This is a genomic window from Lacrimispora sanguinis, assembly GCF_044987295.1.
Lineage (GTDB): Bacteria > Bacillota > Clostridia > Lachnospirales > Lachnospiraceae > Lacrimispora > Lacrimispora celerecrescens_B.
This window is the reverse complement of sequence record NZ_CP173277.1, coordinates 2,120,879-2,136,743: the sequence shown is the minus strand read 5'-3', so window position 1 is coordinate 2,136,743 and position 15,865 is coordinate 2,120,879. Positions and strand designations below refer to the sequence as shown.

Sequence of the window (15,865 nt, the reverse complement as noted above, 5' to 3'; positions counted from 1 at the left end):
TGGCCAAAGCAATTAATTTTTCACCATGAACTGATAACCGATGCCGCGGACATTTCTTAAGTATACCGGATGATTGGGGTCATCTTCGATCTTCATGCGGAGCCGGCGGATATGTACCATGATCGTGTTGTCATCTATAAATGTATCATTCCAGACATGGCTGTATATCTGTTCTTTCGTCAGGATTTTATTCTGGTTGCTGAGGAAATATTTCATCAGCAGACATTCCTTGCTGGAGAGAAATAATTCGGCGTTATTTTTAAACAGCCGCATCTCGTCACAGATATAGCGGAAACAGCCGGCATATAGTTCGTTGGAGCTGGCAGCTGCAGATAAGCTTACACGTCTTAAGCAGGCTTTGACTTTGGCGCTGAAAACCACGTTGCTGAAAGGCTTGGTAATATAATCGTCGGCTCCGATCCCCAGCGCAAGAACTTTATCTGCCTCTGCCTGCCTTCCGCTCAGAACAAACAGCGGAGTCAGAATGCTGTGGGCACGCAGGTGCTGGATGACTTGAAAGCCGTTCATATCATCCATTACCAGATCCAGAATGATCAGGGAATAGGTGTTATTCTCCGTTTTCTGAATCGCTTCTAAGCCTCCGGAGGCCTCGTCAGTCAGAATTCCTTCGCTGTTTAAGATGCGACATATAATGCGGCGGATCGACGGATCGTCGTCTACCACAAGTATCTTATTGTAATTCATAATCCTACCTTCCATTTCGGTTGTAGTAAATTCCATAAATTAACAACATTATAACACAACCCGACAGCTTTTTCATATGGTTATTATTACCTTACAGAAATTTAAACAAAAGTATGAGCAGAGTTAAGTTAGCTTAATTATAATCTAAAAAAAGGTAAGAAATATACAAAATGACCAAAAGGAGAGCAAGTATGAAGAGAAAAGGATTTAAGTTCATAATGTCCATGGCCCTGGTGACCAGCATAGCAGCATCTGCCTTAGCCGGATGCAGCTCAAAGGGGGCAGGAACCAGTGCGAAAGCAGCAGGAGCCGAAGGTGAATGGAAATGGGAAAGAAAAGTGACTTTGGTATGTCCATGGGGCGTAGGAGGAGGCGCAGACAGCACCCTTCGTCCGCTTCAGCCGGAGCTTGAGAAGGTTTTGGGGGTTCCGGTTGAGATCGTCAACGTTGAAGGCGCAGGCGGTGCAAACGGCATTGATTTTGCAAACAAACAGCCGGCAGATGGCTATACATATGTACTTGGAACACAGTCACACATCATGCTGGACTTACAAAAGATCCTTCCGGTTGACTTTAGAAAAGAGTTCCGTCCGGTTTCCAAGCTGGTTCACTCCATCAATATCATTGCATCCTCCAAAAAGGCCATGGAAGGTAAATATTCTAACTTTACCGAATTTGTTGAGTATGCAAAGAGCCATCCCCAGGAGCTGACCTGCGGTATGCTTACGGCAACAGGAGCGGATTCCGTATCCTTAAAACAAACTTTGGCAGGCGGTTTAGGATGTGACATCACCGAAGTTGAGAATTATGTGAAAATTGTAAACTATTCCGGCGGCGCTGAACTGAGTTCTGCAATGGTAGGCGGCCACATCAATATCAACATCACCGGAGCCGATGAAATCAAAGGTCTGATCGAGTCTGGTGATATCGTTCCGTTGATTTCCATGTCCGAGGAACGCATGTCAAGCTTCCCTGACATTGAAAGCACGGGAGAACACAAAATCGACTCTTATGTAGGAACCTGGCGCGGTATCTTCGCCCGTAAGGATACGCCTGACAAAGCAGTTGATGCTATGTCAAAGGCAATCAAAGAGGCTTGGAACAGCGCATCTTATCAGGATTTCATGAAGAATGCAGGCTATTTAGACCGTCCCGGCTATGCTACTGCGGATGAACTGCAGACATTGGTAGACAAAGAGTACACAACATTCGAAGAATACTTAAAGAGTGCAGGTCTGATCAAGTAATGCCCTTGTTTTAACAGGCGGCGGCCCCAGACCGCCGCCTGAGTTCATGATGAGAAAGGAGAACATTATACCTATGGCATTGGAATTGATTATTAATCTGTTATTGCTGGCAACTTCCCTGTTCTGCTATTGGTACGTAGGCGCAACCATGCCATCGTCTGCCGTAAATGAACTGGGGGCCGAACAGTGGCCTCAGGCTTTGTTGATTGTTCTGATACCGGCACTGTGCTGGAACATATTCAAATATTTTAAAAAGAATAAAAAAGAGGAAATCACAGCAGCATTCAAAGATTTCATCCCATCGATCGGAAGGCTTGTAAAGAGCAAGCTGTTTGCCGGAATGGTATTGGTAGTTATTATGGCTCTCATGTATGAGCCAATTGGTTTTATGCTGACTTGTCTGCTGTTCCTGATAGCCTATGGATATCTTCTGGGACAGAGGAAATGGCCGGCTCTGATCGGGACATCCATTATTATAACGATTGTCCTGTATATAGGATTTGCCGTACTGTTGGGAGTAATGCTGCCAAGGGGCCAGATTTCCTTCCTGAGAAATCTAGCGTTGTTCATTGAGTCCCTGATTCCGAGATTTTAAAGGAGGTGTCGTATGATTGATTTATTAACCAGTGGTCTGGCGGTGGTGTTTGCACCGAAGATGTTCATTCTGATTATTTTTGCAGTATTTTTAGGCACCCTCTTCGGGGCCCTTCCGGGCGTATCCGCTACGATGGCGGTTACCCTAGGCATTCCGTTTACTTACAAGATGGATGCAGTCAATGCAATTGCATTTCTGGTTGCCATCTACTGCGCATCAATTACAGGCGGAGGTATGACTGCTATTCTGTTTAAGATTCCCGGTGTTCCTTCCAGTGCGCCTACCACCTATGACGGATATCCCATGGCACAGCGAGGTGAGGCCGGCAAGGCCTTGGGCATGCAGCTGCTTTGTTCGGCCATCGGCGGTATATTTGCAGCCATATGTATGCTTCTGTTAAGCCCCCAGCTTACACAGGCAGCTTTGAGCTTCGGACCGTCTGAGCTGTTTGCGATTTCTTTTATGGGACTTTCCATTCTGACAAGTCTTGAAACTGATAACATCTGCCGCACCCTCATCTCCGGTCTCATTGGCCTGATGTTAGCTTGTGTCGGCCTGGACCCTCTGCTGGGCGTTCCTCGTCTCACCTTCGGAACCAGGCTCCTAACTTCCGGCATTGAGATGATCCCGGTTATGATCGGATTTTTCGCAGTGACCGAGGTGCTGAAGCAGACCAACAAGCCTTCCAAGCTTCAAGCTGTAGGCGACAGTAAAAATGAGCAGATGACGGCAAAAATGCCCACTCTGAAAGAAGTTCTTTCCGTTAAATGGATTATAGCCAGATGTTCTGTTCTGGGTACTGTTATTGGAATCCTGCCCGGAGCGGGAGCCACCATCGCCTCCTTCCTGTGCTATTCCACGGAGCAGAAACTATCAAAGACACCGGAGAAGTTCGGCACCGGATGTCTGGAAGGTATTGCAGCTCCAGAGACAGGAAACAATGCAGCGACCGGCGGAGCCATGGTGCCGCTGCTCTCCCTGGGAATTCCAGGAGGTAATGCAGCCGCAATCATGATGTCGGCTTTGGTGCTAAAGGGTGTTACCATGGGACCGCTGCTGTTAATCAACCAGCCCCAGTTCTTATCCGCAACCTTTGCATCCATGTTTGTATCCAACATCATCATGGTATTCGCAGCGATTGTGATTGCTAAGATCTTCGTGCAGATTTTAAAGATTCCTTACAGCGTGCTGGGGCCTACCATCATTATGATGGCCACCATCGGTGCCTATGCTACCAAGAACACATCTGTTGATGTCATTCTCATGGCGATCTCCGGCCTCATCGGATTTATCTTTGTAACGTGTAAATTCAACAGCTCCGCAATGATTCTCGGCCTGGTATTGGGCATTATCTGTGAATCAAACCTTCGCCGCGCTTATACCATTGCCGACGGGGCCACATTGATGGAAGCTACCGTAAACATTGTGACACGTCCCATGACAGGAATCATCCTTTTGATCTGTCTGGTGGTTCTCTTAAATCCGGTTATTAAGCAATTGCTTGATAAGAAGAAACAGGGAACAGCATAATTGAGAATACAAAAGAGAAACGGGCCTGCAGCGGCAGACCTGTTTTTCCTATTGAAAAAGAATGGTACGGAGGATAATGATGAAGGGAAAATGGATGAGGGTGAATATACCGCTTGCCTGTGTTAAACCGGTTTGTATACTGGCTGTGATTGCGGGAATCTTTTTCTTTGTTGCCGGAAGCTGGATTGCCGGATTGTGCATGCTTCTGGGAGCTTATATTTTAGAGAAGCACAATTACTGCTGTCCCGTATGCGGGCAGAAACTGGACATGAAATATCCCCTTAGTAAGGAGTCCTGGTGCCCGTTCTGCGGCGAAAAATTGTTAAAATGAGTGATTTTAGGGCTTTTATAAATAGGGCAACTGTGGTACAACTCTGATAAGGGAAGAAAGGGAGAAACTACAGATGAAAAGACTTTGGGAAAAGGGGAAAAAACAAATTTTATCGGTTTTTATGTCAGGAACGATCATATTCCTGACTTTTGCCATGTACAATACCTATCAGGCATACCGACGGATGATTGTAGAGCAGCAGCAGCAGAACCTGATGTTAATCACTCGTGCAGTGTCCCAGAATCTGGAACTCAATATTTCAGAACAGCTGAGGCAGATCAGCATATTAATCCAGACGCCAGGCTTTCTCGATGCCATGGAGACCCATTACCGGACAGGAGAGACAGAGAAGATCAAGGAATATATTTTTTCGTATATGCTGTCTGACCAGAGCGGGCCTTCCAGGATGTACCTCCTGTATCCAAACGGAGAACCTATTTTCCATTACAATCAGTATCCGTTTCTGGAAAAATTTGATGAGTCACTGCTGCAGCTGGAAAACAGCGCACTGGAAAGCACAACCGGAATCGGGGTTGTATTTCCCATCAGTGAACATCACTATGGGCTGTCTTTAATTAACAGTGTGTACAGCGGAGGCAGGTATCTTGGAGCTGTGGTCAGCGTAATGGATCTGGAAAATTTGTATCAGAAGTATGTTCTGCCGCTCAATGTGGGCGGGATGGGATATATCACGGTTAAGGATGAGCAGGGAATCATGATCATGCATCCCAATGAGAAAATGCTCGGATTCAATTACAGAAGGGATATAAAAGATTTTGAGGAGCTGAAACAGTATGACAGCTTAAGGGAAATGCTTGGTATACAGTATACAAGAGAAGAAGGAATGGCAATCTATGATTCCTATGCCAATGGCGTTATGCCGGCCGATAAGGAGATCTCTGCGTTTTCCAGGATGAACCTGCAGGGAACCTCATGGTATATTTCTGCAGTCATGCCGTATAACCAGGCGGTATCTGCGGAATTTGAAAATCTGCGGAAATTCGGAATATTATTCGGCGCCGTTTTACTCATTGTATTAGCTGCCAGCGTTATTATTTATTCTCTGATGAAAAACCGGCAAAAGCTTGAGTTGGAGACTGTTTATTTGAGAGAAATCAACGACACCTTAGAGGAGCTTCACCAGAGCAGGGAAGAAGCCCGTCATTACCAGAAGCTGACGACCATCGGCACCCTTGCGGGAGGAATTGCACATGAGTTTAACAATCTTCTCACGCCGATTCTCGGTTATGCGGAATTTTTAAAGGAACAGCTTGGTAAAGAGAACGAATATTACCAGGATATTGATGAGGTACATAAGGCCGGGGTGCGGGCAAAGGAGATCGTGGAACAGATTCTTCCCTTCAGCCGAAAGGAAACGGATACCACGGAGTATCGGCCTCTTAATTTAGATGCAGTAATCCGGGATGCGGTGAAGATGGTCAGCCTTATTTCTCCTTCCAATATTGGATTAAAGGTACTTTTAGATGACTGTGAGGCAAATGTTTACGGCAATGCAACCCAGCTTCATCAGGTACTCTTAAATCTGTACACCAATGCGATTCATTCCATGGAAGGAAAGGGCGGTATGCTGACCATCAGCACCCGCAGGCTGAAAACCGATCAGCTGCCGGAGGAATACCGGCAGATAGCGGGAACGGAATATGTGGAAGTGTCGGTGGCGGATACGGGCTGTGGAATGAAGGAGGAAATACTCCGCCAGATATTCAGTCCGTTCTTTACCACAAAAGAGGCAGGAGAGGGGACCGGACTGGGATTATCTGTGGTGCAGGATATTTTGATCAGCCACAGCGGTTTCGTGAGAGTCGAAAGCACTCCGGAAGAGGGAAGCTGTTTTTACATATATCTGCCGGTGAGTGCGGGAAGGTCAGCCGTTCAGGCAGCAGTGGTGGAGCCGAAACGGGAATTAACAACGGAGATATCCCTGCTTTTGGTAGACGATGAGGAGCGTGTGGTAAGATATATCACCAGACGTCTGGAGAGAAGCGGATATCATGTGGATGCATATGCTGACCCCTTAAAGGCTCTGGAAGCCCTGGAGCAGAATCCGGAGCGGTGGAATGCAGTGGTTGTGGATTACATGATGCCGCAGATGAAGGGAACAATGCTGGCACAGAGAATCAAAATCCGGCGTCCGGACATCGGCATCATTATGGTGACCGGTCTGGTGGAATCGGATGCGCTCCAGCTGAAGCAGGCCGGCGTTGTTGACAGTATATTGGTCAAGCCCATTAATTATAATATGCTGATCCAGGAAATTAAAAAGGCAGCAGGAAAGGAACGGATATAAATATGATTAAGCGGAAGGCATTCCTATGTCTGCTGGCAGCGGTCATAGGGCTTACGGGATGCCAGGAGGCAAAGCAGGCGGAGACGGAGCGGAAATATCCTCTGGAAGCCATAGAAATGGTTGCACCTGCCGGTAATGGGAGCGGTTATGATTTGACCATCCGTTCCATCGTGCAGTGCCTGGAGAATACGGGACTGGTTTCAGTTCCTCTGCCTGTTACCAATAAACCCGGCGGCGGAGGCCGGATCAATATGGAATATTTAAATGAGGCGAGAGGAAGGAATAATGTGCTCTCCATATTTTCTCCTCCCATTTGTCTCATTAATTTAAATGGGAGCACGGATTTAAACTATGCGGAGGATACGACACCCATTGCCCAGCTGGTTGTGGATTACGGATGTTTTGCGGTTAGGGCGGATTCCCCCTATCAGAATCTAGGCGAGGTGATGGAGGAACTGAAGGAATCACCCGAATCCATATTGGTGGGGGGAACCTCCTCTCTAGGGTCTATGGACCATATCCAGTTCTTAAAAATAGCCCGTGCAGCCGGAGTGGAGAATTTAAAAAGCATCCGGTATGACGGGTTTGAAAACGGTGGAGGAGTGACCCAGCTCATGGGAGGCAGGGTGGACATTCTTTCTACTGGAATCAGTGATGTGGTAGGGCTGGTGGAAAGCGGTGATATCCGGGTACTTGCGGTTACATCGGATAAAAGGCTGGAAGGGGAGGTCATATCTCAGATCCCAACGTGCAGAGAACAGGGAATAGACGCCGGGTTCATCACCTGGAGAGGTCTGTTTGGGCCTGGAGATATGCCGGAGTATGCGGTGAAATACTGGGAAGATGTCTTAAAAGAGATGACGGAAACCAATGAGTGGAAGGCAACCTGCAGAAAGTATGGTTGGACCATGGAGTATAAGGACCACGAGCAATTTACTGAATTTTTGGGACAGGTAAATGAGGAATACCGAGAGCTTCTTGATGAAGTTGGATTGTCAAGACAGTAATTATTTGGGAAGCAGTTGACAAAGCGTAAACAAAAATACCGGGGAAAGCAAGCTTTTAAGCTGTTTCCCCGGTATTTTTATATGAATCATTTACTGAATAGATTCTGCAATGGCATTGGCCAATGCGCCGATTTCAGCCAGCTGATCTTCTTTTACAGAAGATTTGATGGTAATGGTCTGTTCAAGTATGGTCATATTTTTCATCTCTGAAATGATCTCAGTCATCTTTTTGCCTGCCATGATACCCCAGGAACCGTTTTCCATAAGGGCTACGGTGCGGTTTTGCACGTTATGGGCTTTCATATCCTGAAGCAGGTGCTCCATACTGCTGAATATTCCTCCGTTATAGGTGGCCGAAGCGAATACCAGATGGCTGCAGCGGAATGCTTCTGAAATGAGCACAGACGGATGGGTGTTGGATACGTCATACATAACAATGTTGCGAATGCCACGTTCTGCCAGGCGGCATGCCAGAATATTGGCGGCATTCTCCGTATTGCCGTAAATGGAGCCATAAGCGATCATCACAGCATTTTCTTCCGGTGTATAGCTGCTCCACTTAAAATATTTATCCATATACCAGCAAATGTCAGAACGCCATACAGGCCCGTGAAGGGGACAAAGGAACTGAATGTCCAGCTCAGCGATTTTCTTTAAAAGAGTCTGGGTAGACGGTCCGTATTTTCCGACAATATTAGAATAGTATCTTCTGGATTCATCAAGCCATTCCCGTTCAAAATTTACTTCATCTGCAAATAAGTTTCCGTTCATTGCGCCAAAGGTGCCAAAGGCGTCGGCCGAAAAAAGAACCTTATCTGTGGTATCGTAGGTGACCATTACTTCCGGCCAGTGAACCATGGGAGCCATATAAAATGTAAAGGTATGTTTGCCGGAGCAGAACGTGTCCCCCTCCTTCACGATGACAGCTCTGGAATCAACGCCGAATTCGTAAAACTGGTTGATAATCGGGACCGTCTTGGCATTGCAGATCACCTTTACATCCGGATACCTTCTGACCATTTCACCTAAGGTGGCACAGTGGTCCGGCTCCATGTGATTTACAATGATATAATCCAGTTCCCGTCCTCCAAGGACTGCTTCTACATTTTCCAAAAACTGTCCGGTAATAGCCCGGTCAACCGTATCAAAAAGAATGGTTTTTTCATCTAGCAGGACATAGGAGTTATAGGAAATCCCTCTCGGAATGGGGTAGGCGTTTTCGAACAGGGCGAGACGACGGTCACTTCCTCCAACCCAGAACAAATCATCTTTAATAGTTTTTACACAATACATGGTGCAGCCTTCCTTTCTTTCGTTCGTACTAATCCATCCATAGAAGTATACTATAAATTTAAGAAAATGTCATTGTGTTTTTTAAAGGCCAATTTATGTGCTCAGCGTAAGACAGGCTCAATATATACTTCTACAATGCCTCCGCATACCATGCCTTCGTCCTCTGCGTTGCCTGGAGTCATGTCAACTTTCATTAGTACCGGCTGTTTTTCTCTGGCGACTTCTCTTGCCGCGATGCACACCTCGGACTCCACACAACCGCCTCCGATCGTTCCGACGGTGCTCCCGTCAAGCATGACCACCATCTTTGAGCCAACATCTCTGGGAGCGGAGCCTTTTCTGGAGACAATGGTAACAAGGGACTTTGGCATGTCAGATAATTCCTGGGAAGTGAGACCGTCAAGGATTTCTTTTGGATAGCCAAAGCTATTTTTACTTCCGTTTTTCACCTGAATGATCTCCGCCATAATGGCAACGGCGATTTCCTCCGGGGTTTGGGCATTGATCTTAAGTCCGATGGGGGTGTAAACCTGGTCAAGCAGCTCTTTGCTGATTCCCTCGTCTACTAAAAAATCCTTAACTAGTTTTACCCTGGCTCTGCTGCCGATCATACCGATGTAGGCATTTTTTTTGCCAATGATCTGGGATAAGCAGTCCTGGTCATACCGGTGCCCTCTGGTGACGATGATAAAGTAATGGCCTGTGCTTCCCTCGATCTCTTCTAAGGCTTCCCTAAAAGGCTTGCAGATAACGGTGTCAGCTCCTTCTTTTCTTGCGGTATTAGCAAAAGATAATCTGTCATCAATAACCGTAACATGGAATCCCAGCATCTTTCCGATTCTTATGATGGGGATGGAGATGTGACCGGCTCCACATACCACCATGTATTTTTCTCCTGTGACAAATTCGCAGAACAGGGTACTTTTCTGAGATTTAATTGTCTGTGTTTTATCAATATTCTTTAAATCCTCTGAAAAAGCGTCAAAAGCATGTTCATCTCCCTGTTTGCAGATAAATTTTCCGCCTGACCACAAGGCTTTGGATCCAACTCCCTGTCCTTCTATGATAGTCAGACTGACTATGTTCATGTTTTTATCAGCATTTTTTAGTTCTTCATAAAATCCTGTTATCATATGATCACTCCCTTTTCCGGCTATGTGCTTTTATAAGAAAAAAGGGCGGTATTCATTCCGCCCTTTTTGGGGTATTCTGATATTTTATTTTGCTGGCTTTGGTTTACGGTAGAAGGTATTATCCAAAGGAAGTTTGTAACGGAATTCGCCATCCTTCTTGTAATAAGCATTCTGTAAAGCAGGTGCTCCCATAACACATACGATCTCGCCCACACCCTTTGCTCCAAATGCTACATCAGATGGATTCTTTTCAATGAACCGTACATCGATCGGAGGCATCTGAGGTGCTTTAAAGATACCTAAAGTACCTAACTTAGCCTGAGGAATGCCGTCCTTTAATGGGAAGTCCTCGGTCAGTCCATAGCCAAGACCCATGGCAACACCGCCTTCCACCTGTCCTTCTGCTGCAAGAGGATTGATGGCTTTGCCTATGTCATGAGCTGCAATGACATTGACAACTTTTCCTTCGTTGTCAATAACAAAAAGCTGTGTTGCATATCCATAAGCAATATGGCTTACCGGATTTGGTTTGTCACTGCCGATAGGATCTGTTTTAAAATCAAATTCGCCGTAGTATTCTTTGCCTTCCAAATCTTTTAAGGAAAGTCCTGCATCCAAATCCTCTTTCAGTTTCATTGCGGCAATGTGGATTGCTTCTCCTGTAAATACGGTCTGGCGGGATGCGGTGGTAGTTCCGGAGTCTGGTGTGTATTTTGTATCCGGATGTCCAACCAATACCTGTTCCGGTACAAGACCTGTGGTCTGACAGACCATTTGCAAGGTTATGGTCTGGAGTCCCTGGCCGATTGCAGCAGCGGAAGAGCCAGTCACAACTTTTCCGTCACGTATTCTTAAGATACAGCGGCCTACGTCTGCAAGACCCACACCGATTCCTGCGTTCTTCATGGCAGAAGCAATGCCTACGAAATAATTGGGATCTGCTTCATATTTTTCAAAATCTTCTTTTACTGCTTCCAGAGTTTCCACCATACCGGTGCCTTCGTCAGCAATCTGTCCGTTAGGAAGGGACTGGCCTGGTCTGATGGCATTGCGGTAACGAATCTCCCAGCCGGAAATTCCCACCTGCTCTGCTAACTGGTTGATCAAAGCTTCCGTTGACATACAGGACTGGGTCACACCGAATCCGCGGAACGCACCTGCAGGAGGATTGTTGGTATAGTAAGCATCTCCTTCAATGTCCACGTTCTGGTAATTATATGGTCCACCTGCATGGGTGCAGGCTCTTTGAAGCACCGGACCGCCCAGAGAAGCATAAGCTCCCGTATCAGAGAGAAGTCTTGCCTTCATACCCTGGATAATACCGTTTTCATCACAGCCGATCTTGGTGTAGATTTCCATGGCGTGACGCTTTGGATGATAATTAATGCTTTCCTGGCGGGAGAAGGATACTTTTACAGGTCTCTTGGATAAATAAGCACAAAGAGCAGCCTGATGCTGAACGCTCATATCTTCCTTTCCGCCGAAGCCGCCGCCGACAAAAGCACTCTGAATTCTTACTTTCTCCAGAGGGAGGCCAAGATATGCACTTAATTCGTGATGTTCATCATAAATTCCCTGTGCTCCGGTAATTACCTTTACACCGTCGCCGTCAGGAATACCAACAGCAGTTTCCGGTTCCATGAACGCATGCTCTGTTGGCGGAACATAGAAGGTGCCTTCTGCAACGTATTTGGAATTAGCAAGAGCTGTCTCTGCATCACCTCGTTTTACTTCTTCATGGTCAAGAAGGTTATTAGCCGGAGTTCTGAATTTGCCAAAATGCATAAAGCCTTCGCCATGAACCTGATGAGCGCCTGGTACCATAGCTTCCCTTGGGGAGCGGATTGGCTCTAATTCTTCACAATCTATTTCTACGGCTTTTACTGCCGCCATTGCTTGTTCCATTGATTCAGCCACGACGATGGCAAGGGTATCGCCGATGCATTTTGTCTCTTCGCCTACATCGATCATACCTGGCCAGTCATGTGCCAGATGGCCGATGTATCTGTCTCCAGGTATGTCCTTTGCTGTATAGACAGCGACAACGCCTGGCATTGCAAGAGCTTTGCTGGTATCGATTCCGTTGATCTTCGCGCGTGCATATTTGGTGAATACATTCTTTCCGTAAAGCATGCCTTCCAGATAGTAGTCATCTGCATATTTGGCGGTTCCCAATGTTTTTGCTTCTGCATCCACACGGCAGGTTCTTTCCCCGATCGCAGCGGTCTGCTTAAGTTCAGGAACCTCTAAATTTTCATTGAACATTTTGGCTGCAAGCATAATACCGTCTTCTATTTTCGTATAGCCGGTACAACGGCAGATATTTGTGCGGATCGCCTGTTTTACATCATCTCTGGTTGGATTTGGATTCTGGTCAATTAAGCATTTGCCGCTGATTACCATTCCTGGAATACAAAAGCCGCACTGTACGGCTCCAGCTGCCGCAAAGGCATAGACAAAGACATCTCGTTCTCTCTGTGTAAAACCTTCAATGGTTTGTACCTTTTTGCCTTCCAGTTTGGACAATTTCATGATACAGGCACGGACAGTCTTCCCATCAACAATTACCGTACATGTTCCGCAGGCACCTTCCTTGCAACCGTTTTTTACGGAGGTGATACCAAGTCTGTTTCTGAGAAAATCCATTAATGTTAAATCTTCTTCTGATTGGTAATCCTTGCCGTTGACATTTACTACATACATGACAATACCTCTCTCTCTCTTTTCATTCTTAGTTGATATTATATAATTCCGCACATTGTTTTTAACAATACTCTCTTGCATAATTTTGTTAAAGATGGCGTCTGTATTTCTTCTTTCTCGTACATTTTAACATATAAACGAAACAAAAACAATTAATATTCCATGAAAATATAAAAAATTTTTAGTTCCATACAAAAAAAGTTAGAACAATCGTTTTTTCGCTTAAACAGGAGGTTTCCTTGCTTTTACTTATAGATAAAATCTATAAATGAAGCTGGAAAACAAAGGTGATTTTAAGGATTTTCAAACAAATTTTTATATACTGATAAAGTATATTAAATTTCAAAAATATTGCAAATTTTACTCCATATGTTATAATTAAAAAAGACGAAGAATTAATGTCCTCTGGGCTTTTGCCTGGAGGATGTTTTTTTACACAAAGGTGTGAAGGTAGAATTGAAAAAGGAGGCGGAAGATGAGCGGAGAAAAAGAAAATATACTGGTGAGTGCCTGCCTGCTGGGAGTCAACTGCCGCTATGACGGCGGTAACGGCAAACAGGATGGCCTTATTGGACTTATAGATAAATACAATTTCATACCAGTCTGTCCGGAGCAGCTTGGAGGTTTAGGGACGCCCAGAGAGCCTGCGGAGCAGCAGCTTGTTTCTGGTGAAACAGGGGATCTTGACATAGTTCGAGTGGTGGACCGGTCAGGAAAAGACGTGACAGACAGTTTTTTTAAGGGAGCAGAGGAAACTTTGAAGTTAGCCAGGCTATATGGCTGTAAGCGGGCGATTTTAAAGGAACGGAGTCCGTCCTGCGGCCATGGATGCATTTATGACGGGACGTTTTCCGGGACAAAGGTTCCTGGAGACGGTGTGACCGCAAGGCTTTTGGAAGAAAATGGAATCCTTGTATCAGGAGAAAGCAACATTGAGACATAGTTTTATAGATAAGGAGACGAAAACACTATGAAAACAGCAATCACAAGACAACAGGCACTGGAGTTACTAAAGAAGTATAATAAGGAACCGTTTCATATACTTCACAGTCTGACCGTGGAAGGAGTAATGCGCTGGTACGCAGGAGATATGGGATTTGGGTCTGAGGAAGAATTCTGGGGAATTGCAGGACTTCTTCATGATGTGGATTTTGAACAGTTTCCGGAAGAACACTGTAAAAAGGCCCCTGAGCTTCTTTCTGAAATCGGGGCGGAAGAAGAGCTTGTTCATGCCATATGCAGCCATGGTTATGGCATCTGTTCGGAGGTAGAGCCGGAGCATGTGATGGAAAAGATCATGTTTGCAGCAGATGAGCTGACAGGGCTCATCGGAGCGGCTGCCAGGATGCGCCCTTCCAAAAGCGTTATGGACTTAGAAGTCTCTAGTCTTAAGAAAAAGTTTAAAGACAAGAAGTTTGCGGCAGGCTGTTCTAGGGATGTGATCACGTCAGGTGCAGAGAATTTGGGCTGGACTCTTGATGAACTGTTTGAAAAGACCATCCTGGCCATGCGTTCCTGCGAGGAGAAGATAAACCGGGAGATGGAGGAGTAAGTTTATGCATAAAAATGGAAATTTATGCATGAATTATTAAAAATACTTGACAGCTGATACCAATTAGGATATTATTTCCGTTAAATATGTAATGATAACCTGTATCAGAGGAGATATGCCTATGAAAAAAGTTGTGAAATTCGGAGGAAGCTCTTTGGCCAGCGCAAAGCAGTTTAAGAAAGTTGGCGAGATCATCCGCGGGGACAAGAGCAGACGGTTTGTGGTGCCATCAGCGCCAGGCAAGCGACATGACAAGGATGAGAAGGTGACTGATCTGTTATACCAGTGTTATGATGGGGCAGCAGATGGAAAAAGCTATAAAAAGATTCTGGAAAAAATCAAGGAACGTTATGCAGAGATTATTGACGGACTTGACATTAATCTGAATCTGGATCATGAGTTTGCAACCATTGAAGAAAATTTCCTTAAAAAGGCGGGGCGTGATTATGCGGCTTCCAGAGGAGAGTACTTGAATGGACTGGTGATGGCGGAATACTTGGGCTACGAATTCATTGACGCGGCTGAAGTGATTTTCTTTGATGCAGACGGTAATTTTAATGCAGAGCTCACCAATAAAGAGCTTGGAGAACGCTTAGAACATGTGGAGAGGGCGGTAATCCCGGGCTTTTACGGAGCAAAGGATGACGGGACCATAAAAACCTTTTCCAGAGGCGGTTCTGATATAACAGGCTCCATTGTTGCAAAGGCCATTCATGCGGATATGTATGAAAACTGGACGGATGTTTCCGGTTTCCTGGTGGCAGATCCCAGGATCATTAAGAATCCTGAGGTCATCGAGACCATTACATACCGGGAGTTAAGAGAGCTTGCCTATATGGGGGCCAGCGTCCTTCATGAGGATGCTATTTTCCCGGTAAGAAAAGAAGGAATCCCCATCAATATCCGGAACACCAATAAACCGGAGGACAAAGGAACCTTAATCGTGGAAAGCACCTGCAGAAAGCCCCATTATACCATTACGGGAATTGCAGGAAAGAAGGGCTTTTGCTCCATTAATATTGAAAAGGCCATGATGAATGCGGAAGTCGGTTTTGGGAGAAAGGTACTGGAGGTATTTGAAAAGTACGGCATTTCCTTTGAGCATATGCCATCAGGAATCGATACCATGACCGTTTTTGTCCATCAGTCAGAATTTGAAGATTATGAACAGTCCGTCATCGCAGGAATCCACAGGGCCGTAGAACCGGATTTCCTTGAGATGGAATCAGACTTGGCACTTGTTGCTGTGGTAGGCCGGGGCATGAAGGCAACCAGAGGAACTGCCGGAAGAATCTTTTCGGCTCTTGCCCATTCCAGGGTAAACGTAAAAATGATTGACCAGGGATCCAGTGAACTCAACATCATCATTGGCGTAAAGAACGCAGATTTTGAGGAAGCGATCAGGGCAATTTATGATATATTTATTACGACAGAGGTCTAAGACAGAAAGACAGGCTGAAA

Annotated in this window: 13 protein-coding genes; 9 read left to right on the top strand and 4 right to left on the bottom strand. The window is 45.7% G+C overall.

Annotated elements, in window-relative coordinates:
• Positions 1-12: 12 nt before the first annotated feature.
• The gene (locus tag ACHZES_RS09955; RefSeq protein ID WP_038283766.1) at positions 13-705 is read right to left on the bottom strand and encodes a response regulator transcription factor; all 693 of its coding nucleotides are present in this window, start codon (positions 703-705) and stop codon (positions 13-15) included.
• A gap of 191 nt (positions 706-896) precedes the next feature.
• Between ACHZES_RS09955 and ACHZES_RS09950 the strand changes: the two genes are divergently transcribed.
• The 6 genes from ACHZES_RS09950 (at position 897) to ACHZES_RS09925 (ending at position 7,723) form a co-directional block, all read left to right on the top strand.
• Entirely contained in the window at positions 897-1,952 is a 1,056-nt protein-coding gene (locus tag ACHZES_RS09950; RefSeq protein WP_038283765.1) for a tripartite tricarboxylate transporter substrate binding protein, read from the top strand.
• Between the two features lie 73 nt (positions 1,953-2,025).
• Entirely contained in the window at positions 2,026-2,547 is a 522-nt protein-coding gene (locus ACHZES_RS09945) for a tripartite tricarboxylate transporter TctB family protein (protein WP_395548093.1), read from the top strand.
• Positions 2,548-2,559: 12 nt separating this feature from the next.
• On the top strand, positions 2,560-4,077 hold the full coding sequence (locus ACHZES_RS09940) for a tripartite tricarboxylate transporter permease (protein ID WP_089991737.1): 1,518 nt from the start codon (positions 2,560-2,562) through the stop codon (positions 4,075-4,077).
• A gap of 76 nt (positions 4,078-4,153) precedes the next feature.
• Entirely contained in the window at positions 4,154-4,408 is a 255-nt protein-coding gene (locus tag ACHZES_RS09935; protein WP_404820363.1) for a hypothetical protein, read from the top strand.
• A 73-nt stretch (positions 4,409-4,481) separates the two neighbouring features.
• A complete protein-coding gene (locus ACHZES_RS09930; RefSeq protein WP_038283761.1) occupies positions 4,482-6,716 on the top strand; it encodes a sensor histidine kinase in 2,235 nt (744 codons plus the stop codon).
• Between the two features lie 2 nt (positions 6,717-6,718).
• The gene (locus ACHZES_RS09925; protein WP_038283759.1) at positions 6,719-7,723 is read left to right on the top strand and encodes a tripartite tricarboxylate transporter substrate binding protein; all 1,005 of its coding nucleotides are present in this window, start codon (positions 6,719-6,721) and stop codon (positions 7,721-7,723) included.
• A gap of 90 nt (positions 7,724-7,813) precedes the next feature.
• Here the strand turns inward: ACHZES_RS09925 and ACHZES_RS09920 are convergent, their stop codons facing one another.
• The 3 genes from ACHZES_RS09920 to xdh all read right to left on the bottom strand — a co-directional run bounded on the left by ACHZES_RS09920 (position 7,814) and on the right by xdh (position 12,852).
• On the bottom strand, positions 7,814-9,016 hold the full coding sequence (locus ACHZES_RS09920) for an FprA family A-type flavoprotein (protein WP_038283757.1): 1,203 nt from the start codon (positions 9,014-9,016) through the stop codon (positions 7,814-7,816).
• A 101-nt stretch (positions 9,017-9,117) separates the two neighbouring features.
• Positions 9,118-10,149, bottom strand: coding sequence for an XdhC/CoxI family protein (locus ACHZES_RS09915; protein ID WP_038283756.1), 1,032 nt, complete (start codon positions 10,147-10,149; stop codon positions 9,118-9,120).
• Positions 10,150-10,233: 84 nt separating this feature from the next.
• Positions 10,234-12,852 (bottom strand): selenium-dependent xanthine dehydrogenase, encoded by a 2,619-nt coding sequence (gene xdh, locus ACHZES_RS09910; protein ID WP_395548094.1) that lies wholly within the window; start codon positions 12,850-12,852, stop codon positions 10,234-10,236.
• Between the two features lie 475 nt (positions 12,853-13,327).
• On the opposite strand from xdh, the gene ACHZES_RS09905 reads away from it, so the two are divergent.
• From ACHZES_RS09905 to ACHZES_RS09895, 3 genes are all read left to right on the top strand, one after another.
• On the top strand, positions 13,328-13,795 hold the full coding sequence (locus ACHZES_RS09905; protein WP_395548095.1) for a DUF523 domain-containing protein: 468 nt from the start codon (positions 13,328-13,330) through the stop codon (positions 13,793-13,795).
• A 27-nt stretch (positions 13,796-13,822) separates the two neighbouring features.
• Positions 13,823-14,404: an HD domain-containing protein gene (locus tag ACHZES_RS09900; RefSeq protein WP_395548096.1), complete on the top strand. Its 582-nt coding sequence runs from the start codon at positions 13,823-13,825 to the stop codon at positions 14,402-14,404.
• A gap of 121 nt (positions 14,405-14,525) precedes the next feature.
• Positions 14,526-15,845 (top strand): aspartate kinase, encoded by a 1,320-nt coding sequence (locus ACHZES_RS09895; protein ID WP_038283746.1) that lies wholly within the window; start codon positions 14,526-14,528, stop codon positions 15,843-15,845.
• Positions 15,846-15,865: the final 20 nt, after the last annotated feature.